General features: G+C 69.2%; 19 protein-coding genes and 1 tRNA gene. 4 read left to right on the top strand and 16 right to left on the bottom strand.

The window, feature by feature from the left end; translation table 11 throughout:
* Nucleotides 1-27 precede the first annotated feature (27 nt).
* The 8 genes from SCMU_RS09615 to SCMU_RS09580 all read right to left on the bottom strand — a co-directional run bounded on the left by SCMU_RS09615 (nucleotide 28) and on the right by SCMU_RS09580 (nucleotide 4,527).
* Nucleotides 28-1,395, bottom strand: coding sequence for a DNA-packaging protein (locus SCMU_RS09615; protein WP_229232743.1), 1,368 nt, complete (start codon nucleotides 1,393-1,395; stop codon nucleotides 28-30).
* A 254-nt stretch (nucleotides 1,396-1,649) separates the two neighbouring features.
* Nucleotides 1,650-2,189, bottom strand: coding sequence for a hypothetical protein (locus tag SCMU_RS09610; RefSeq protein ID WP_229232742.1), 540 nt, complete (start codon nucleotides 2,187-2,189; stop codon nucleotides 1,650-1,652).
* A gap of 5 nt (nucleotides 2,190-2,194) precedes the next feature.
* Nucleotides 2,195-2,404, bottom strand: a complete 210-nt coding sequence (locus SCMU_RS09605) for a hypothetical protein (RefSeq protein WP_229232741.1) — start codon at nucleotides 2,402-2,404, stop codon at nucleotides 2,195-2,197.
* Nucleotides 2,401-2,580, bottom strand: a complete 180-nt coding sequence (locus SCMU_RS09600) for a hypothetical protein (RefSeq protein WP_229232740.1) — start codon at nucleotides 2,578-2,580, stop codon at nucleotides 2,401-2,403. Before SCMU_RS09600 ends, SCMU_RS09605 begins: the two co-directional genes overlap by 4 nt.
* 81 nt (nucleotides 2,581-2,661) lie before the next feature.
* A complete protein-coding gene (locus SCMU_RS09595) occupies nucleotides 2,662-3,801 on the bottom strand; it encodes an AAA family ATPase (RefSeq protein ID WP_229232739.1) in 1,140 nt (379 codons plus the stop codon).
* Nucleotides 3,798-4,061: a hypothetical protein gene (locus SCMU_RS09590; RefSeq protein WP_229232738.1), complete on the bottom strand. Its 264-nt coding sequence runs from the start codon at nucleotides 4,059-4,061 to the stop codon at nucleotides 3,798-3,800. Before SCMU_RS09590 ends, SCMU_RS09595 begins: the two co-directional genes overlap by 4 nt.
* Nucleotides 4,058-4,294 carry a helix-turn-helix domain-containing protein gene (locus SCMU_RS09585; protein ID WP_229232737.1) on the bottom strand — a complete coding sequence of 79 codons (237 nt, stop codon included), beginning with the start codon at nucleotides 4,292-4,294 and terminating at the stop codon, nucleotides 4,058-4,060. The genes SCMU_RS09590 and SCMU_RS09585 overlap by 4 nt, the downstream gene beginning before the upstream one ends.
* Nucleotides 4,291-4,527 (bottom strand): helix-turn-helix domain-containing protein, encoded by a 237-nt coding sequence (locus tag SCMU_RS09580; RefSeq protein ID WP_229232736.1) that lies wholly within the window; start codon nucleotides 4,525-4,527, stop codon nucleotides 4,291-4,293. Before SCMU_RS09580 ends, SCMU_RS09585 begins: the two co-directional genes overlap by 4 nt.
* A gap of 398 nt (nucleotides 4,528-4,925) precedes the next feature.
* Here SCMU_RS09580 and SCMU_RS09575 point away from each other — a divergent pair, with 398 nt between their 5' ends.
* Genes SCMU_RS09575 through SCMU_RS09565 form a run of 3 tightly spaced genes read left to right on the top strand, consistent with a single transcriptional unit; the run spans nucleotide 4,926 to nucleotide 6,882 of the window.
* Entirely contained in the window at nucleotides 4,926-5,387 is a 462-nt protein-coding gene (locus SCMU_RS09575) for a hypothetical protein (protein WP_229232735.1), read from the top strand.
* Entirely contained in the window at nucleotides 5,384-6,601 is a 1,218-nt protein-coding gene (locus tag SCMU_RS09570; protein WP_229232734.1) for a tyrosine-type recombinase/integrase, read from the top strand. Before SCMU_RS09575 ends, SCMU_RS09570 begins: the two co-directional genes overlap by 4 nt.
* Nucleotides 6,601-6,882 (top strand): hypothetical protein, encoded by a 282-nt coding sequence (locus SCMU_RS09565; protein ID WP_229232733.1) that lies wholly within the window; start codon nucleotides 6,601-6,603, stop codon nucleotides 6,880-6,882. The genes SCMU_RS09570 and SCMU_RS09565 overlap by 1 nt, the downstream gene beginning before the upstream one ends.
* Before the next feature lie 82 nt (nucleotides 6,883-6,964).
* Here the strand turns inward: SCMU_RS09565 and SCMU_RS09560 are convergent.
* Nucleotides 6,965-7,046, bottom strand: a tRNA-Leu gene (locus tag SCMU_RS09560).
* A 110-nt stretch (nucleotides 7,047-7,156) separates the two neighbouring features.
* Between SCMU_RS09560 and SCMU_RS09555 the strand changes: the two genes are divergently transcribed.
* Complete coding sequence (locus tag SCMU_RS09555; RefSeq protein WP_229232732.1) at nucleotides 7,157-7,780, top strand: ANTAR domain-containing response regulator; 624 nt, start codon at nucleotides 7,157-7,159, stop codon at nucleotides 7,778-7,780.
* A gap of 68 nt (nucleotides 7,781-7,848) precedes the next feature.
* On the opposite strand, the gene pyk is transcribed toward SCMU_RS09555, so the two are convergent.
* From pyk to SCMU_RS09520, 7 genes are all read right to left on the bottom strand, one after another.
* On the bottom strand, nucleotides 7,849-9,357 hold the full coding sequence (gene pyk / locus SCMU_RS09550) for a pyruvate kinase (protein ID WP_229232731.1): 1,509 nt from the start codon (nucleotides 9,355-9,357) through the stop codon (nucleotides 7,849-7,851).
* A 108-nt stretch (nucleotides 9,358-9,465) separates the two neighbouring features.
* Nucleotides 9,466-10,926: a glutamate synthase subunit beta gene (locus tag SCMU_RS09545; RefSeq protein WP_229232730.1), complete on the bottom strand. Its 1,461-nt coding sequence runs from the start codon at nucleotides 10,924-10,926 to the stop codon at nucleotides 9,466-9,468.
* Nucleotides 10,919-15,538, bottom strand: coding sequence for a glutamate synthase large subunit (gene gltB, locus SCMU_RS09540; protein WP_229232729.1), 4,620 nt, complete (start codon nucleotides 15,536-15,538; stop codon nucleotides 10,919-10,921). The genes SCMU_RS09545 and gltB overlap by 8 nt, the downstream gene beginning before the upstream one ends.
* Before the next feature lie 431 nt (nucleotides 15,539-15,969).
* Nucleotides 15,970-16,779, bottom strand: a complete 810-nt coding sequence (trpA, locus tag SCMU_RS09535) for a tryptophan synthase subunit alpha (protein ID WP_229232728.1) — start codon at nucleotides 16,777-16,779, stop codon at nucleotides 15,970-15,972.
* Nucleotides 16,776-18,152: a tryptophan synthase subunit beta gene (gene trpB / locus SCMU_RS09530; RefSeq protein WP_229232994.1), complete on the bottom strand. Its 1,377-nt coding sequence runs from the start codon at nucleotides 18,150-18,152 to the stop codon at nucleotides 16,776-16,778. The genes trpA and trpB overlap by 4 nt, the downstream gene beginning before the upstream one ends.
* A 97-nt stretch (nucleotides 18,153-18,249) precedes the next feature.
* Nucleotides 18,250-19,077 carry an indole-3-glycerol phosphate synthase TrpC gene (trpC, locus tag SCMU_RS09525; RefSeq protein WP_229232727.1) on the bottom strand — a complete coding sequence of 276 codons (828 nt, stop codon included), beginning with the start codon at nucleotides 19,075-19,077 and terminating at the stop codon, nucleotides 18,250-18,252.
* Entirely contained in the window at nucleotides 19,077-19,340 is a 264-nt protein-coding gene (locus SCMU_RS09520) for an HGxxPAAW family protein (RefSeq protein ID WP_229232726.1), read from the bottom strand. Before SCMU_RS09520 ends, trpC begins: the two co-directional genes overlap by 1 nt.
* Between the last annotated feature and the right edge of the window lie 20 nt (nucleotides 19,341-19,360).

Here is a 19,360-nt window from a genome sequence, read left to right as displayed (position 1 = left end):
CCGAGATACCCGCGCGGACGTCTCCCGTCACTTTGCCCGGCGCAACGGCACCACGTCCCCGCCCTCCGGCCGGCGCGGCACCCGGTCCCGCCACGACCGCATCGTGTCCGCCACGACCACGCCGCGCGCCTCCGCGTCCCTCCTCAGATACTCGATGAACGCCGCCCCCTGCCCGCCGCCACGGGACAGATCCGTCAACGCCCAGACCAGGGCGTCGAGCCGGTCCGGGGACCCGCCCGACGCCGGTGTCCACGACGTCAACTGCTCCTCCAACTCCGGGAACAGGCCCACATGCCGCACACGGGCCTGCTCGTACAAGGCCGCGATCGGCTCCGCACGCTGGACCTTGCCCCGCGTCGCCGTCACCATCGTCACCGGCACGTCGGCCGCGACCGTGCGGATCGTGGACTCCACCATCGAGCCGCCATAATTCTTCTCAGCCACCACGCGGTCCGCCGCGAACTCGTGGAACGCCTGCACCGCCCGCCGCGCCCACCCATTGGGCGACAGCCGGCACGACCGGTCCGCCAACACATAGAACAGGCCGTCCACGCCCTTCCCGGCCGCGACGATGCCCTGCTCGTCGCCGCCGCCGGACGGGTCCACCGCCACAACCACACGCTCAAGATCCGGCATCGCGCCCATGAGCCGGGCCTCCTCCAGCATCGCCAGCGTCCACAGGGCGCCCTCGACGTCCTCCAGGAGTTCCCCGTTCAGTTCCTGCCGCCCGATCCGGGTTCCCTCGTACGCCGCGAGGACCTGCTCACGGAACGCCGGAGCCATGTTGGCGAGGTTGTCGTACGTGCTGCCGCGCGTGACCACCGTGGACGCCCGTCCTAGGATCGCCTTGGTCAGGGCGTTGGGCTTCGGAGTCGTCGTCACCACGCACCGCGTGTCCGACCCGAGGCGCAACCCCAGGGTCAAGTTCGACCAGGCCGTGTCCACCGCGTCGCCCTTCCGCGCATCCGACCACGACGAGAGCTCGTCGCACCACGCGAAGCCGTGCTGCGGGCCGCGGAGCTGCGACGGGACCTCGGCGGAGTAGGCGAACGCCGTGGACCCGTTCGGCCAGGTCAGGCGGCGCTTGCTGGGCTCATACAGTGGGCGCATGCCCTCGGGTGAGCACGCGATGATGCCGGACTCGCCCTCGATCATGACGTCGCGGACGTCCGCCGGTGTGCGGCCCACCAGGGCGATGCGCACGCCCGGCTCGGCGAGGGCACGCTCGATCGTGGCCTCGGCGCCGGTGCGGGTCTTGCCGAACCCACGCCCTGCGATGATGGCCCAGACGAGCCAGTCGCCCGGTGGTGGGAGCTGTTCGGGTCTGGCGATGTCACGCCAGACGGGCGTGGCGGGCTGCCGGAACGCGTCGGCGAGGTCGGAGAAAAGCGGCATGGTAGAGCCTCCGTGGGTGTGGTGTGGGTGTTTGGGCATCGGGGCATGCGAGAGCCCGCCAGCGTGGCGCTGGCGGGCTTGGTGGGGCTGTGTGGGGTGTGCGGTCAGTCGGCGAGGTCGGCGGCGCGCCGCGATCCGGCGATCCGCCCTCGGAGTATCGGGGTTGGTATCAGTGGCGGCCGTGCGGCCGTCGTGTGCCGGATCTGCCGCGCCGTTGCTGGGATCACGCCCGGCGGGAGGTGTGACCACGGGTCCTAATCGTCTGCTACCTCGCCGGGCACGACGTCGACGGGTGCCGCCGTGTCGAGGGCCTCCAGCTCCGCCGCGACCGCGAGCCGCAGCGCCTCAACCTGCTCGGCCGTGAGGTCCACGCGGGCAAATGCCCTGTTCACCGCCGCCGCGATGCTCAACAAGGTGGCCCGGTCCACAGCGGCGGCCGCCACCGCGTCCGCCCTGCGCTCCGCGTGATCGAGGCCGAGCATCCTGGACCGGCGCTCCGAGACCTTGACCATGGCCTCGATGCCCCGCGCCCTCGTGAGCGGGGTCTGCCGCGAGTCCATGAGCGCGTCCGCCGTCGCCGCCGCTTTGTCCAGCCGCTCAAGCTCAAGCTGCAGCAGTGCCTCGCCCCGCTCCTCCAACCGGCCACGCAACACCTTGCGGATCTGCCCCGACAGGCTGCCCAGGCTGGAGTAGCCGAGCTCATCGGCGATCTGCTGGAGCGTCCAGCCCTTCACCCGCAACTCGACGGCACGGCCAAGCCGGGCCTGCGCTGCGGGCACCACCGGGTTCTTCACGCCGGTCACTGTTCTAGCCCTTGGATGCTCGGCTCGGGGTGGGTCTGCCGGTAGATCCGTTCGAGTGAGGCTCGGGTTCGGATGTAGCAGGCGTGCCAGTGGCGGGCGGCGTGGATGGCTTGTTCGAGTTGTGCTTTGAGGGCGTCTCGTTCGCGTCGTGCGATGACTTCTGGTCGTTCGGCGCGGTGGTCGGCGGCGTACCCGTCAATGGTCATGCTTGGGGCTCCTTGTCGAGTTCGGCGCGAAGTCGTTGGATCGTGATGCGGAGCTCGCGGTTGGTGGCGTCGAGGCGGTGGGCGAGCCATGCGAGTTCGCGACGGTTGAAGACTTTGAGCCATGGGGGTTCGGGCCAGTCGGCCGGGACGGCTTGGGAGTCACGGTCGGCCGGCACCGCTTTCACCCCCCTTACAGGAGGGGGTGAAAACGTGGGTGGTGGGCGCGTGGGTGCCGTGGGTGCTCGCGTGGGGCTTGTTCATGCGGTTTCCTGACCTTCGCGTGGGTGCTCTGGGTCTTCCGTGGGTGGTTTGCCGAAGAGGGGTGCGTGGGTGCTCGCGTGGGTGCTCTCGTCGTCGTCGTGGGTGGCCAGGACGTAGGCCTTGCGGGCGGCGCCGCCGAGCACTGAGTGGCGTTCGACGATCACGAGGTGGCCGGACCTGACGAGGCTGTTGAGCTTGCGGCGGGCCTTCTCGATCTCGTTCGCGGTGGGCCGGTCTTTGGAGAACATGGCCTTGGCGAGGTCTGTGGCCTCGACTCCTGCGCCCTTGGATGCGCGGGCCATGTCGATGGGGTCGGCGGCGTGCCACACGGTGCTCTGCCCGCGGTCGTGGTCGTGGATGACCTTGAAGGGGCCCACAGGTTCGGCTGGGGTCTTGAGGTGGCGGAGCTCGACGATGGGGTCGCCTGCGGTGCCGGCGAGGAGGATCACGGATCCGGCGCCTCCGGTGATCCACGCGGAACCGTACACGTCGGCGAGGGTGGTGGGCGCCTCGCCGTTGGCGCCGCGCTTGACCTGGTGGTGGAGTTCGAGCACCTGCACACCGGCGGCGAGGGCCTTCTGGCGGGCGATGTTCCACCCGGCGCCGACGGCGTCCTCGGACAGCCCGACGGCGGCGTCCTTGAGGGAGTCGACGACGACGACGGCGGCGCGGGCGGCACGGCACATCTGGACGAGGATGTCGGTGTTCTTTGCCATGTCCGCCGGTGGGGGGCCCTTGTGGACCACGAGGTTCTCCGAGACGGCCTCACGGTCGTCTGGGGAGAACTGGCGCTTGAGCGAGCGGGCGATCTGTGCGGGCCTGTCCATGGCGAGGTAGAGGATCCTGCCCTGCGGCCTGACCCGGTATCCGAGGACCGTCCCGCCGAAGATGAGGGCCCGGACGACTTGGCCCGTGATGGTGGTCTTGCCGACGCCGGGCGGGCCGACGATCATGGTGGACTCGCCCTCGGCCCAGAGGACGTTCTGGCCGCGGCCCCACACTGCCGGGGTCTCGGCGGGGAGGTCGAAGATGAACGCGCCGCCGTCCGTGAAAGGGGACTCCTGGGCCTGCTCGGCCAGCCGGTCGTGCGCGGCCCGCCGGTCGGCCTCTTCCTCCGCGTACAGGTCCGCGCTCATCGTCGCACCCCCGATCGGCGGTGGGCCTCTTCGGCGTCCATCAAGAGGAACAGGCGGGCCGCGGCGTCGATCCGGTTCTCGACCGTGGCGTGGTCGGCACAGCATTGGGCGTCGCGGTCGAGCCAGCCCCGCCAGTATGCGGTGGTGTCTTCAAGGGCGCGGGCCTCATTCCAGATCCGCCGTTCGCGATCCGTCATGAGCCACCACTCGTCGCCATCATCCAATGGCGCGAACCGGGTGGCGCGGTCGCTGGGCGTCATGGCTTCGGCGTGTTCCCTTTCCGCTCGGGCGTGCCGTCGAGGATGGCAAGGAAGGCGAGACGAGGGATGAGGATGCGCTTGCCGAGTCGGATGGCGGGCAGCTGGCCGTCCTCGCATGCGCGCCGGACGGTGCGCTCATCTGGGCGGTGGCCTTCGAGGTCAGCGAGCGCGGCGGCCGCCTGGGCCACGGAGATTACGTTGGCGGTGCTGGCCCGGAGGTCGTTGAGGCTCATCTGGCGTCAACCACCTTCGCCAGCGCGTCGAGGACGCGGAGGTAGCGGATCGCCGCCTCGCCCCGGGGGGCGCGCAATCCCTTCTCCCACCGGTATACGGAGGTCACGGTCACGCCCACGGGCCCGGCTACCTCCTTGAGGGACAGGCCCGCGGCCTGCCTCAGGCGCGCAGCGGTGCCGTCGAGTGCCATGCGCCGCACTCTTGAAAGGTCGAGCAGCTCGGAAGACTTCATACCCCAAGCCTATCCAAGTACTTACCGTTACCTACCCGATCTATCTTGTCGATTTCGGAGATTCTCACTGGTAAGGTATTGCCAATGCCTTACCGATTAGTTACTGTTGACGGTGTGGAGACGAACTCGGAGACGCTGATGCTAGAGGGCTGGCCCGGATGGGACCTATCGCGCCCCCCTTACGAAGACTGGGGTGGCTTCCCGAGGGCGTCCCTCGGTGCGGGAGAGGTCCCTGCCGAGTTCACCCTCAGCGTCAGATCCCGCGAGGGTGGATGGCGCACCTACCTGCAATTCGCGGTAAGCGGCGACCAACTGGAGCTCCGGCGTGTCTCATGCACGCCGGGGATCGAAGTGGACCAGGCGCTCCAACGCCTGAGACGCCACCGCCGCCTGAACGAATGGAAGGCCATGGCGACCTGGCATGGAAGGCCATGGCGACCTGGGCCGTGCTCCACGGCGCCACCACACGGGATGCGTTCCCCGGCGACCACCTCACGATGTCCATTGGTTTCAGCCCCGGCGAGGAGCTGCCCCCGACGCCACAGCTAGAAGACTGGCTCCTCGATCAGACCCTAGATCCAACCACAAAGGACCGGATCCGCGACGGCATCGAGAACCTCGACGCGGTCGCGAGCAAGCCCGTCACCCGCCGTCGTGACCGAGTCACGGATGCCAAGCTCCTAGAGGTGGCAAGCGTCTACCGCGAGGCGATGGATCAAGGCAAGGGCCCCACCCGCGCCGTGATGGAACACTTCCAGACGTCATACTCGACGGCCGCGCGATGGGTGGGCATGGCGCGCAAGGTGAAGGGCGGCCTTGGGCCGTCGCTCGGCAAGTTCAAGGAAGGCGAGTCGAAATGACCAAGCCACGGCGCCGTCAGGCCGGCGAGGGAACAATCAGCCCGTATGAGACGAAGGCCGGGACTCTGTACTTGGCCAAGTGGCAGGAGCCCCAGGTTGACGGGACGGTGAAGGCGAGGCTCAAGCGTGGCTTCGCGACGCGCAAGGCTGCCGCCGTGCACCTGACCGATGTGCGCGCCTCCCTCCGAGACGGGTCCTACGTGGCGCCCCATAAGACGACAGTGGCCGCGCACATGGGCGCGTGGCTGGACGGCCTCCGCAAGCAGCCATCCACGGTCGAGTCGTACCGCCGGAACGTGCGCCTCCACGTCCTCCCCTACATCGGGGAGCTGCGCCTTGAACAGCTAACAGGGACCCGGCTCACGGCGCTGTACCGCCAGCTGGAGGCATCGGGCCGCGTGGGCGGCACCGGCGAGGACAAGGGCCTGTCGGCGCGGACGGTGCGGTACATCCACACCATCGTCCACGCGGCACTGGACGCCGCCGTGCGGGACCGGCTCCTCGCCGTCAACCCGGCCGACGCCGCCACTCCGCCATCGGCGAAGGAAGCCGCTCCCCCGGAGATGCACTACTGGTCGGCTGTGGAGCTACGGGCGTTCCTTGCGGACCGTGAGGAACGCGGCGACGACCTGCTCATGGCGTGGAAGCTGCTGGCGGCGACGGGCATGCGCCGCGGCGAGCTCCTCGGGCTCCGCTGGGGCGACGTGGACTTCACGACGGGCCGCGTGTCAGTCCGCCGGTCCGCGTCCCTCATCAAGACCGAAGGCAATGGCGACCGGATCGACGTCGGGCCCACGAAGACGGGCAAGGCGCGGGTCGTGGACCTCGATGCGCAGACCCTCTCGGACCTGCGGGTCTACCGCAAGGAGCGCGGCGCCTTGTTCCTCTCCCTCGTCCGGGATGAGGCCTACGTGGTCTCCGACGTGGATGGGAACGTGCGGCACCCCTACCGGTTCTCACGGCGGTTCACGGACGCCGTGGCCCAGACCCGGCGCACGCTCGGCGAGGACAAGCTGAAGGCCATCCGCCTCCACGACCTCCGCCACACACACGCGACGATCCTCCTGGCCGCCGGGGTGCCGGTAAAGGTCGTCTCGGAACGGCTCGGGCACGCAAGCCCGACCATCACGCTCGGCGTGTACGCACATGTCATGCCGGGAATGCAGAAGGAAGCCGCCGAACAGTTCGGCGCACTCATGTACGGAGGGATCTAGTGACAGAGAAGCCGACGTGGCCACTCGACGACGATACGGTCGATAACGCGCGCGCATACCTCGAAGGACTTGCCATCATCCTCGATCATCTGGCCGACGGGACCGTGAGGCCCGACGATTCCCAGGCTCTGGTCGACGAACTCATGGCGCACGACCGTGGCGACCTCCCGTGGCACGCGGCCCGCTATCCGTCCAAGGTGGGGAACAACTGGCTCGATGTCGTGCTAAACCTCAGGCGCCTCATCTCGGACTTCCCACCGCTCGATCCGGAGGACGAGTGATGAAGTATCACGGCAGTATCACGAGCCGGAATCCGTTCCCAGAAACGGGAAAGGACCCCCGGAATTCCGGGGATCCTGACCGTGCCCGAGGTGGGACTCGAACCCACACACCTTTCGATACCGCATTTTGAGTGCGGCGCGTCTGCCAATTCCGCCACTCGGGCAACGACCCACTCACGTGGGCTCGCGACTACTGTACCCGCTAGGATCGAGGCAGGAACATTCGCCCGATTCTCACACCTGAGTCTCACAGCCTGACCATCAAGGAGCCCGCGTGTCAGACAAGACCCCCCACGCCACGGAAGCCGGTGAGAACACAGCGACCGCGCCAGCGCGCCGCGTCGTCGTCGCCGAGGACGAGACCCTCATCCGCCTCGACATCATCGAGATCCTCCGGGGCGAGGGCTACGAGGTGGTCGGCGAGGCGGACAACGGCCAGCGCGCCGTCGAGCTCGCCGAGGAACTCAAGCCCGACCTCGTGCTGATGGACGTCAAGATGCCCGTGATGGACGGGATCACGGCCGCGGAGAAGATCGTCAGGGCCCGCATCGCCCCGGTCGTGCTCCTCACCGCGTTCAGCCAGAAGGAGCTCGTCGAGCGCGCCCGCGACGCCGGCGCCATGGCCTACGTGGTCAAGCCGTTCACGCCGAACGACCTCGTCCCGGCCCTCGAGATCGCGCTCTCCCGCCACGAGGAGATCAAGGCGCTCGAGTCCGAGGTGACGGACCTCAAGGAGCAGTTCGCCACCCGCAAGCTCGTCGAGCGGGCCAAGAGCCTGCTCATCACGAAGATGGGCCTGACGGAGCCGGAGGCGTTCCGGTGGATCCAGAAGACGTCCATGGACCGCCGGCTGAGCATGCGCGAGGTCGCGGAGACCATCATCAACCAGGTCAGCTGACCGCACTCGTCACAGCGCGCGAAGGGCGGCACCCCGGTGGGGTGCCGCCCTTCGCGCGTGAGCAGCGCCTAGAGCTTGTGGCGCCTCGGCTCCGTCGGCAGCGGCCACGGGCCGACCTGCTCGCGCGCCGGCGCGGGGGCGCCGTCGAGCAGCTGGCCGGCATCTGCGAGGTCGCCGACCTTGTGGACGCGGAGGGCGTTGGTCGAGCCGGCCACTCCGGGCGGGGAGCCCGCGGCCACGACCACGAGGTCGTTCGGCGTCGCGAGGCCGGCGCGGAGCAGGTACTCGTCGACCTGCGCGATCATCTGGTCCGTGTGCGCCGCGAAGTCCACCATGCGCGGCTGGATCCCCCAGCACAGGCTGAGGATGTTCAGCGTCGAGGTGAGCGGTGTAAACGCGAAGACCGGCTTCTGCGGGCGCAGACGGCTCAAGCGGCGCGCCGAGTCACCGGACTGGGTGAACGTGCAGATGTACTTCGCGTCCAGCTGGTCCGCGATCACCACGGCCGCGCGGGTGATCGCACCGCCACGGGTCTTGGGCTGGGAGCCGAGCGGCGGCACGCGCTCGAGCCCGTGCTCCTCAGTGGACTCGATGATCTTCGCCATCGTCTTGACGGTCTCGATCGGGTACGCGCCCACGCTCGTCTCGCCCGAGAGCATGACCGCGTCGGCGCCGTCGAGCACCGCGTTCGCGCAGTCCGAGGCCTCAGCGCGGGTCGGGCGCGGGTTCTCGATCATCGATTCGAGCACCTGGGTCGCGACGATCACCGGCTTCGCCCAGCGGCGCGCGAGCTCGACCGCACGCTTCTGCACGAGAGGAACCTGCTCGAGAGGAAGCTCGACGCCGAGATCGCCGCGCGCCACCATGATGGCGTCGAACGCGTCGATGATCTCGTGGAGCTGGTCAACGGCCTGGGGCTTCTCGATCTTGGCGATCACGGGGACCCTCCGGCCCTCCTCGTCCATGATCGCGTGGACCCGTTCGACGTCGCGCGCGTCGCGCACGAACGAGAGGGCCACGAAGTCGACGCCCCGCTTCAGCGCCCAACGGAGGTCGACTTCGTCCTTCTCGCTCAGCGCGGGGACGTTGACCGCAACACCGGGAAGGTTGATGCCCTTGTTATTCGACACCTTGCCTCCGACGGTCACCTCGGTGGTGACCTTGACGTCGTCGACCGCGGTGGCGCGCAGCGCAACCTTGCCGTCGTCGATGAGGAGGGCGTCCCCCACCTTGACGTCCTCGGTGAGGGACTTCAGGGTCGTCGAGCAGATGTCCTTCGTGCCGGGCACGTCCTCGGTCGTGATGGTGAAGACGTCCCCCACGGCGAGCTCGTGCGGCCCGTCCACGAAGCGGCCCAGACGGATCTTGGGGCCCTGGAGATCCGCCATGATGCCCACGGCCTTGCCGAGCTCGGTGGCCGCCTTGCGGACGTTCTCGTAGGTGGCGTCGTGCACGGAATGGTCGCCGTGGCTCATGTTCATGCGGGCTACGTCGACGCCCGCCTGGATGACCGCCACGGTGTTCTCGTAGCTGGAGATGGCAGGGCCGAATGTGGCCACAATCTTCGCGCGTCTCATGTACCTACCCTAGGTGTGAAGTGGTGGACTGCGGTTTCTTCAGGGGTGAACAGCGTGGGCCGCGATACGGCCGGGGGCGGGCCCACGGGCCCGCCCCCTCGATGTGGATCAGAGGACCGTAATGGCGCGGTCCGTCGGCGCAACCGGCGCGGGCAGGATCGTGGAGCCCATGAGGTGCCGGTCCACGGCCGCGGCGGCCGCGCGGCCCTCGGCGATCGCCCACACGATGAGCGACTGGCCCCGGCCGGCGTCCCCCGCGACGAAGACGCCCGGGACCTCGGTCATGTAGTCCGCGTCGCGGGCCACGTTCCCGCGGTCGTCGAAGGGGGCGCTGACCTGCTCGGTGATGCCCGCCGGCTCGGCGCCGGTGAAGCCGAGCGCGAGGAACACGAGGTCGGCCGGGATGATGCGCTCGGTGCCGGCCTTGGGCAGGCGCTTGCCGTCGACATACTCCGTCTCGGCGACCTTGATGCCCGCGAGCCTGCCGTTCTCCCCCACGAACTCGACGGTCGAGGCGAGGTACGTCCGCTCACCGCCCTCCTCATGGGCCGTGGCGACCTCGAACAGGTTCGGGAACATCGGCCACGGCTGGTGCGCCGGGCGCTCGGTGGGGGGCTGCTTGCCGATGGCCAGCGTCGTCACGGAGGCCGCCTGCTGGCGGTGCGCGGTTCCGATGCAGTCCGCGCCCGTGTCGCCGCCGCCGAGGATGACGACGTGCTTGCCCCGTGCGTCGATCTGGTCGATGACCGTGTCGCCCGCCGTTGCGTGGTTCGACTGGACGAGGTAGTCCATCGCGAAGTGGACGCCGGCCAGGTGGCGGCCGGGGATCGGGAGGTCGCGTGGAACCATGGCACCGGTCGCGATCACCACGGCGTCGTAGCGGCGGCGCAGCTGGTCCCAGCTGACGTCCTTGCCCACGTTCACGCCGGTGCGGAAGCGCGTTCCCTCGGCCTGCATCTGCGCCAGACGCCGGTCGATGACGTCCTTCTCCATCTTGAAGTCCGGGATGCCGTACCGCATGAGCCCACCGATCCGGTCGTCACGCTCGTAGACGGCCACGGTGTGCCCGATCCGGGTCAGCTGCTGTGCGGCGGCCAGGCCCGCGGGGCCGGAGCCCACGACGGCGACCGTCTTGCCCGTCAGGCGCGCCGGCGGGAGCGGCTCGATCCAGCCCTCGTCGAACGCCTCCTCGGCGATCGAGACCTCGATCTGCTTGATCGTGACGGCCGGCTGGTTGATGCCGAGCACGCACGCGGTCTCGCACGGAGCGGGGCACAGTCGGCCCGTGAACTCCGGGAAGTTGTTCGTGGCGTGCAGGCGCTCCGAGGCGTCCTGGCCCATGCCGCGCCGCGTCAGGTCATTCCACTCGGGAATGAGGTTCCCGAGCGGGCAGCCGTGGTGGCAGAACGGCACGCCGCAGTCCATGCAGCGGGACGCCTGACGCCTGAGGACCGTGCCCTCCTGGCGCGCCTCGTACACTTCCTTCCAGTCCATGATGCGGACGGGAACGGGTCGCCGTGGCTGCGTCTCACGCTGCCGGGTCTTCAGGAATCCGCGTGGGTCAGCCACCGGTCACCTCCAGGATGCGAGACCAAACTTCTTCACCGTCAGGGTCGAGGCCCTCCTCGAGGGCGCCCAGACGGGTCTGCAGCACAGCTGCATAGTCGCGCGGGAGGACCTTGGTGATCCTGGCCGCGGTGTCGTCGAAGTTGTCGAGGAGCCGCTGCGCGAGAGCGGAGTCGGTCTCCTCGATGTGCTTCACGAGCAGGTTGCGCACAATGTCGCGGTCCTCGTCGTCGAGCTCGATGAGCGCGAGCTCGCCGGAGTCGAGCGCCTGCTTGTTGACGCGCTCCGGCTTGAGGTCCAGCACGAACGCCGTGCCGCCGGACATGCCAGCGCCGAAGTTCCGGCCCGTCCGGCCCAGGATCAGTGCCTGCCCGCCGGTCATGTACTCGCAGCCGTGGTCGCCGATGCCCTCGACGACCGCCGTCGCGCCCGAGTTGCGCACGAGGAACCGCTCACCCACCTGACCGCGCAGGAACATCTCGCCGCCCGTGGCGCCGTAGCCGATCACGTTGCCCGCGATCACGTTGTGCTCGGCGGGGAACACGTTCGTGCGGGCCGGCCGGACGATGATGCGCCCGCCCGAGAGGCCCTTGCCGACATAGTCGTTCGAATCGCCGAAGAGGCGCAGCGTGACGCCTGCCGGCAGGAACGCGCCGAGGGACTGGCCCGCGGTCCCCGTCAGGGTCACATCGATCGTGTCGGTGCCGAGCGTCTCGATCCCGAAGGTCTTCGTGACGTTGTAGCCGAGCATCGTCCCGACCGAGCGGTCCGTGTTGACCACCGGGAGGCTGATCTTGACCGGGGTCCGGTCGCGGAGCGCCTCGGCTGCGAGCTCGATGAGCTGCACGTCGAAGTGCTTCTCGAGCTCGTGGTTCTGGCCGGTCATGTTGCGCAGCGGGGCGTCCTCGTCGAAATCGAGGCCCGACAGGATCGGCGAGAGGTCGAGGCCCTCGGCCTTCCAGTGCTCGATCGCGTCGCGGGTCTCGAGCACCTCCGAGTGGCCGATGGCCTCCTCGATCGAGCGGAAGCCGAGCGCGGCGAGGTGCTCCCGGATCTCCTCGGCGACAAACTCGAAGAAGTTGACCACGAACTCGGGCTTGCCCGTGAAGCGGGAGCGCAGCTCCGGGTTCTGGGTGGCCACGCCGACCGGGCATGTGTCGAGGTGGCAGACGCGCATCATGATGCAGCCCGACACGACGAGCGCGGTGGTCGCGAAGCCGTACTCCTCGGCGCCCAGGAGCGCCGCGATCACGACGTCGCGCCCCGTCTTGAGCTGGCCGTCGACCTGGACGACGACGCGGTCCCGCAGCCCGTTGAGCATGAGCGTCTGCTGGGTCTCGGCGAGGCCGAGCTCCCACGGGACGCCCGCGTGCTTGAGCGAGTTCAGCGGCGAGGCACCGGTACCGCCGTCGTGCCCCGAGACGAGCACGACGTCGGCCTTCGCCTTGGTCACGCCCGCGGCGACCGTGCCGATGCCTACCTCGGAGACGAGCTTGACGTGCACACGGGCCTTGGGGTTGGCACGCTTGCAGTCGTAGATCAGCTGCGCGAGGTCCTCGATCGAGTAGATGTCGTGGTGCGGCGGGGGCGAGATGAGGGCGACGCCCGGGGTCGAGTGGCGTGTCCGTGCGACCCACGGGTAGACCTTCTGGGCCATGAGCTGGCCACCCTCGCCGGGCTTGGCACCCTGGGCCATCTTGATCTGGATGTCCGTGGCGTTCGTGAGGTAGAGGCTCGTCACCCCGAAGCGTCCCGAGGCGACCTGCTTGATCGCCGAGCGGCGCTCAGGATCCAGAAGCCGGTCGACGTCTTCGCCGCCCTCGCCGGTGTTCGACTTGGCGCCGAGGCGGTTCATCGCGATCGCGAGAGTCTCGTGCGCCTCCTTCGAGATGGAGCCGTAGCTCATCGCGCCCGTCGAGAACCGCTTGACGATCTCGGAGACCGGCTCGACCTCCTCGATCGGCACGGCAGGGCGCACGCCCTCCTTGAACTTCAGCAGGCCCCGCAGGGTCATGAGGTTCTCGGACTGGTCGTCGATGCCCTTCGTGTACGCCTTGAACACGTCGTAGCGGCGCTCGCGCGTGGAGTGCTGGAGCCGGAACACCGTCTCAGGGTTGAACAGGTGCGGCTCGCCGTCGCGGCGCCACTGGTACTCGCCGCCGCCCAGCAGCGGACGGTGCGGCTGCTCGATGCCGGAGGACGGGTAGGCCATCTCGTGCCGCGCCGCCACCTCGGCGGCGATGACGTCGAGCCCGACGCCGCCGAGCTGGCTGTGTGTGCCCGCGAAGAACTCGTCCACGAGGTCCTGGGACAGTCCGAGGGCCTCGAAGGTCTGGGCACCGCAGTAGGAGGCGACCGTGGAGATGCCCATCTTGGACATGATCTTCAGCACGCCCTTGCCGAGCCCCTTGATGAGGTTGTACACCCCGTCCTCGGGCGTGACCCCGGGGAGCTCGCCGGAGCGGATGAGCTCCTCGACGCTCTCCATCGCAAGGTAGGGGTTGACGGCCGAGGCGCCGTAGCCGAGCAGCACGGCCACGTGGTGTACCTCGCGAACGTCGCCCGCCTCGACGACGAGGGCCGTCTTGGTGCGGTTCGCGCTGCGGAGAAGGTGGTGGTGGACCGCCGAGAGGAGCAGGAGCGACGGGATGGGGGCCCACTGGGCGTTCGAGTCGCGGTCCGAGAGCACCACGTACTGGACGCCGCGGTTGATCGCTCCGGACACCTGCTCGCAGATCTCGGTGAGCCGAGAGCGGAGCGCTGCCTCGCCGCCCTCGGGACGGTACAGGCCCCGGATCTTGACGGCGATCCTCTCGCCCGCGTGGTCCCCGGACTCGGCCTCCATGTTTGAGATCTTCGCGAGCTGGTCGTTGTTGATCACGGGGAACGGCAGGATGACCTGCTTCTCCGACACGCGCCGTGTGCTCAGGAGGTTGCCGTTGGGCCCGATTGCGCCGTTGAGGCTCGTGACGAGTTCCTCGCGGATGGCGTCGAGCGGCGGGTTCGTGACCTGGGCGAAGGACTGCACGAAGTAGTCGAAGAGGAGCCGGGGCCGCTTGGACAGGACGGCGACCGGGGTGTCGGTGCCCATCGCGCCGATCGGCTCGGCGCCCGTGCGGGCCATCGGCCCGACAAGGATGCGCAGCTCCTCCTGGGTGTAGCCGAACGTCCGCTGGCGCACGTTCACGGACTGGGGAGTGTGGATCACGTGCTCGCGCTCGGGGAGGTCGGCGAGACGGATCACGTTCTCAGCGACCCACTCGGCCCACGGGTTGGTGCCCGCGATCTCGGCCTTCACCTCTTCGTCGTCGATGATCCGGCCGGCCTCGGTGTCGACGACGAACATCTTCCCCGGCGAGACACGGCCCTTCTTGACCACGTTGGCGGGCTCGATGTCGATGACGCCCACCTCGGACGCGAAGACCACGAGGCCGTCCTCGGTGACCCAGTAGCGGCACGGGCGCAGGCCGTTGCGGTCCAAGGTCGCCCCAACCACCGTGCCGTCGGTGAAGGACACGGCCGCGGGGCCGTCCCACGGCTCCATGAGGAGCGAGTGGTACTCGTAGAAGGCACGGCGCGCCGGATCCATCGAGACGTGGTTCTCCCACGCCTCCGGGATCATCATCATGATCGAGTGGGTGATCGGGCGGCCGGAGAGCCACAGGAGCTCCGCGACCTCGTCGAAGGACGCCGAGTCGGAGGCTCCGGGCGTGCAGATCGGGAACAGCTCCTCGGGGGCGTCGCCCAGGAGCGGGCTGTTCAGCTGCGACTGGCGCGCGCGCATCCAGTTGCGGTTGCCCTTGACCGTGTTGATCTCGCCGTTGTGGGCGATCGTGCGGAACGGCTGGGCGAGCGGCCACGAGGGGAACGTGTTGGTCGAGAACCTCGAGTGGACGATCGCCAGCTTGGTCGCGAACCGGTCATCGGACAGGTCCGGGTAGAACGGCTCGAGCTGAGCGGTCGTGAGCATGCCCTTGTACACGATCGTGCGGGAGGACAGCGAGGGGAAGTACACGCCGTGCTTGTTCTGCGCGCGCTTGCGGATGCGCCATACGCGGCCGTCAAGGTCATTCCGCTCGAGTTCCTCGCCCGAGGCCGAGGCAAAGAACGGCTGCTCGAAGCGCGGCATGCATGCGCGGGCCATCGCGCCGACGAGCTCCGCCACGACCGGCACGCTGCGCCAGCCCAGGACCGTAAGGCCCTCGGCCTCGGCGAGTGACTCGATGCCCGCACGTGCGGCGCCCGCCTCGCGGGCCTCAGTAGGCAGGAAGGCGATGCCGACGGCGTACTGGCCGGCCGCCGGAAGCTCAAAGTCGACGACAGCGCGGAAGAACGCGTCGGGGACCTGGGTCAGGAGGCCAGCGCCGTCGCCCGTGCCCTCGTCGGCGCCGACGGCGCCCCGGTGCTCGAGGGCGCGCAGCGCGTGGAGGGCCGCATCGACGATGTCATGGCCGGCCTCGCCGCGGAGGGTAGCGACGATGGCGAGGCCACACGCGTCCTTCTCGGCATCAGCGCTGTAAAGGCCCTGGGAGGGAGGGAGGGCAGAGAAGCGCCTGAAGGGTGAGAGCACCCTTTCGGACTCCTGCTCGGCGGAGCCGTGGGTCGGGTGAGTCATGACGTAACGTCCTTCCTCCTGGTCGATTCGCGACAGGGGACAACGTTGGCCCCGCGATGCTGGCCACGGGAGGGCACAGCACGGCGCTTCTTCACTGGAAATTGTATGGCCGCCTCGGGGCGGACTGAATGGTCCGCCGGCGGAATGGCCATACGATGACGCCCTCCCTGCGCTGTGCGGGAGGGACTTTCACGTCCACATCGTTGTGGGGATCGAGCCGCTTGGGCGGTGGCCCGTGACGGAACGGCCGCGGCTCCCCCTGCCAGCCGGCCGGTCGGCGGCCCCACGACTCGGTTGCGGCCTTGATGCGGGCCGCCGAGTGTGAGCGCCGTCTCGACTGCCGCAAGATTACCACGCCACCGCATGGCGAGACGTTTCCGTCCGCCATGCGGACGGAATGTGTCCACCGGCGCAACGGCGGGTCTAGCGGCTCAGGCCCCGGCCGCCGTCGTGCGCTTGAGGCCGGTGCGCAGCTCCGCCGCGAGCCTCCCGACCGCCTCGGCCCCACCGTCGCGCAATGCGGCGACGAGAGCCGTGCCGACGATCACGCCGTCCGCATAGGCCCCGATCTCGCGGACCTGCTCGGAGTTCGAGACGCCCAGCCCCACGCAGACGCGCGGAGCGCCCGCCGCGCGGGCACCCTCGACGACGTCGCGCGCGGCCGAGTCGACGGCGGCACGCGCCCCGGTGACGCCCATGAGCGATACGGCGTACGTGAAGCCCCGCGTCGCCTCGACCGTCATGGCCATGCGCTCCGGCGTGGTCGACGGCGCGACGAGGAAGACGCGGTCGAGCCCGTACTTGTCCGAGGCCTCGAACCACTCCGCGGCCTCGTCCGGGATCAGATCGGGGGTGATGAGGCCGGAGCCGCCGGCCTCGGCGAGGCGGCGGGAGAACTCGTCCACCCCCATCCGCATCACGAGGTTCCAGTAGGTCATGACGAGCACGGCCGTCCCGAGGTCCTTCGTGGCGTCCGTGACGGCCTTGACCACGTCGAACACGCTCGCCACACGGAAGCCGTGGGCGAGGGCCTCGGTCGTGGCGGCCTGGATGACATTGCCGTCCATGACCGGGTCCGAGTAGGGGATGCCGATCTCGATGATGTCCGCGCCGTTGCGCGCGAGCGCGATGGCGGCATCGATGCTCTCCTGGACGCTCGGGTATCCCGCTGGGAGGTACCCGATCAGGGCCGCGCGGCCCTCGGCCTTGGCCTTGTCGATGACGTCAGCAACCTTGCTCACGCGATGCCCTCCTGCGTCTCGTCCTGGGCCGCGCGTTCCGCGTCTGCGCCTGCGCTGTGTGCCGTGAAGCCCTTCGGCCGGCGCGTGGACAGGGTGGTGCCCTTGACCTGGCCGTTCTCGTCCAGCATGCCGAACCACTCGGCGGCCGTCTGGACGTCCTTGTCGCCCCGGCCCGAGAGGTTGACTATCACGATGCGCTCGTGGGGGTCGCCGCCCTCGGCCGCCAGTCGCTGGCCGACCTTGATGGCTCCGGCGAGGGCGTGCGCGGACTCGATCGCGGGGATGATGCCCTCGGTGCGGCAGAGGAGGCTGAACGCGTCCATGGCCTCGGAGTCCGTGATGGGCTCGTAGGTGACGCGCCCGATGTCGTGCAGGTACGAGTGCTCCGGGCCAACGCCCGGGTAGTCGAGGCCGGCCGAGATCGAATGCGACTCAACCGTCTGGCCGTCCTCGTCCTGCATGAGGTACGAGCGCGCACCGTGCAGCACGCCGGGCCGTCCGAGAGTGATCGTGGCCGCGTGGCGGCCGGTCTCGACGCCCTCGCCTCCGGCCTCGAAGCCATAGATCTTCACCGACGCGTCATCCAGGAAGCCGTGGAAGATGCCGATGGCGTTCGAGCCGCCGCCGATGCACGCGCACACCGCGTCCGGGAGCCGTCCGGTCTGGGCGAGGATCTGCTCACGGGCCTCTTCCCCGATCACCTCGTGGAAGAAGCGCACCATCGCCGGGAACGGGTGGGACCCTGCGGCCGTGCCGAGGAGGTAGTGGGTGGTCTTGACGTTGGCGACCCAGTCGCGCAGCGCGTCGTTGATGGCGTCCTTGAGCGTCTGCGAGCCGTTGGTCACTGGGACGACGGAGGCCCCGAGGAGCTGCATGCGCGCCACGTTGAGCGCCTGGCGCCGACAGTCCTCCGCGCCCATGTAGACGACGCATTCCATGCCCAGGAGCGCCGCGGCGGTCGCGCTCGCGACGCCGTGCTGGCCGGCGCCCGTCTCGGCGATGAGCCGCGTCTTGCCCATGCGACGGGCGAGCAGGGCCTGGCCGAGCACGTTGTTGATCTTGTGCGAGCCTGTGTGGTTGAGGTCCTCGCGCTTGAGGAAGATGCGCACCCCGCCGGCGTGCTCCGAGAACCGCTTGGCCTCGGTCAGGAGCGAGGGCCTCCCCGAGTAGTTGCGGTTGAGGTCGGCGATCTGCGCGAGGAACTCGGGATCGATCTTGGCCTTCTCGAACGTGTCCTCGAGTTCGTCGAGGGCCGCGATGAGCGACTCGGGCATCCATCGCCCACCGTAGGCGCCGAAGTACGGGCCCGTCGCGTGGCGCAGGCTCCCCGCGAGGAAGGCGTCGGCCGTCCCCGCGTGGTCCCCCGCCTGCATCGTCTTGTCCCCGGTGTCCGGGCTGCCTGCTGGCATGGTCTCGCCCACCAGTCCCACCTTCCTTGCGGCGCGCGCCGCTGGGGCGGCGCCGTGTCTCCTAGTGCGCCGCGAGGCGTTCGGCGATGGCCGCCGCTCCCGCGCGCTTGAAATCCTGGATCCGCGTCAGAGGGTCGCCGTGCGTCACGAGTGCCTCCCCGACGAGGACCGCGCCGGCGCCGAGGCCCGCGTAGTACGCGATGTCCTCGGGCCCGCGGACGCCCGACTCGGCCACCGCGACCGCGTCGGCCGGAAGGCGGTCAGCGAGTCGACCGAACACGGTCCGGTCCACATCGAGCGTCTTGAGGTTGCGCACGTTGACCCCCACGATGCGCGCACCGACGGCCGCGGCACGGTCGATCTCTTCGTCTGTGTGCGTCTCCACGAGCGCGTTCATCCCGAGTCCGTGGGTGAGCTCGAGGAGCCCGCGCAGCCGTGCGTCGTCGAGCGCGGCGACGATGAGCAGCACGAGGTCCGCCCCGTGGGCGCGCGCCTCATGCACCTGGTACTCCTCGACCGTGAAGTCCTTGCGGAGTACGGGGATGCCGACGGCGGCACGCACCGCGTCGAGGTCGGCGAGGCTGCCGTTGAACCTCCGCTCCTCGGTCAGCACGCTGATCACCGACGCACCGCCCCGCTCATACTGGGCCGCGAGCTCCGCCGGGTCCGCGATCTCGGCCAAGGCGCCCTTCGAGGGGCTCTTGCGCTTGACCTCGGCGATGATCCGCAGGTCGCGGGCAGGGGCTCCCCAGCCCAGCGCTGTCCAGGCGTCCAGCGCCGCCGGCCGAGCAGCTGCGGCCGCCTCGACCTCCTTGGCCGGTGTGAGGCGGACCCGCTCGGCGAGGTCCTCGCGGACGCCGACGATGATGTCGTCGAGGACCGTCGCCATCAGTGCTGGTTCTTGAGCTTGCTGCCGCCCACGCCGTAGCCCGCCCTGCGCATGGCCCAGCCCACGACGAGGCCGATCGCGATGACCACGATGCCCGCCCAGAAGACGGGCGTGTTCGCGATCGCGAACGCGATGCACGAGACGATCGAGCCGATCATCATGATGAAGACGCACGTCCAGGCGGCGGGGCTGTTCCCATGCCCGAGGTCCTCACCGTGCAGCACCTCGGGGGTACCGGCCTGGGAACTGCGCGTGTTGCTCATCTCTCTTCTCCTGACGTTGC

The sequence above is a fragment of the Sinomonas cyclohexanicum genome, assembly GCF_020886775.1.
Lineage (GTDB): Bacteria > Actinomycetota > Actinomycetes > Actinomycetales > Micrococcaceae > Sinomonas > Sinomonas cyclohexanicum.
This window is presented reverse-complemented; position numbering and strand designations above follow the sequence as displayed.

Coding starts and splice junctions, on each gene's coding strand:
- SCMU_RS09615 (WP_229232743.1), bottom strand. CDS start 1,395: ATGCCGCTTTTCTCCGACCTCGCCGACGCGTTCCGGCAGCCCGCCACG.
- SCMU_RS09590 (WP_229232738.1), bottom strand. CDS start 4,061: ATGACGCCCAGCGACCGCGCCACCCGGTTCGCGCCATTGGATGATGGC.
- SCMU_RS09520 (WP_229232726.1), bottom strand. CDS start 19,340: ATGAGCAACACGCGCAGTTCCCAGGCCGGTACCCCCGAGGTGCTGCAC.
- pyk (WP_229232731.1), bottom strand. CDS start 9,357: ATGAGACGCGCGAAGATTGTGGCCACATTCGGCCCTGCCATCTCCAGC.
- SCMU_RS09575 (WP_229232735.1), top strand. CDS start 4,926: ATGGAAGGCCATGGCGACCTGGCATGGAAGGCCATGGCGACCTGGGCC.
- SCMU_RS09585 (WP_229232737.1), bottom strand. CDS start 4,294: ATGAGCCTCAACGACCTCCGGGCCAGCACCGCCAACGTAATCTCCGTG.
- SCMU_RS09580 (WP_229232736.1), bottom strand. CDS start 4,527: ATGAAGTCTTCCGAGCTGCTCGACCTTTCAAGAGTGCGGCGCATGGCA.
- SCMU_RS09570 (WP_229232734.1), top strand. CDS start 5,384: ATGACCAAGCCACGGCGCCGTCAGGCCGGCGAGGGAACAATCAGCCCG.
- SCMU_RS09605 (WP_229232741.1), bottom strand. CDS start 2,404: ATGACCATTGACGGGTACGCCGCCGACCACCGCGCCGAACGACCAGAA.
- gltB (WP_229232729.1), bottom strand. CDS start 15,538: ATGACTCACCCGACCCACGGCTCCGCCGAGCAGGAGTCCGAAAGGGTG.
- SCMU_RS09595 (WP_229232739.1), bottom strand. CDS start 3,801: ATGAGCGCGGACCTGTACGCGGAGGAAGAGGCCGACCGGCGGGCCGCG.
- trpB (WP_229232994.1), bottom strand. CDS start 18,152: ATGCAGGCGGGGGACCACGCGGGGACGGCCGACGCCTTCCTCGCGGGG.
- trpC (WP_229232727.1), bottom strand. CDS start 19,077: ATGGCGACGGTCCTCGACGACATCATCGTCGGCGTCCGCGAGGACCTC.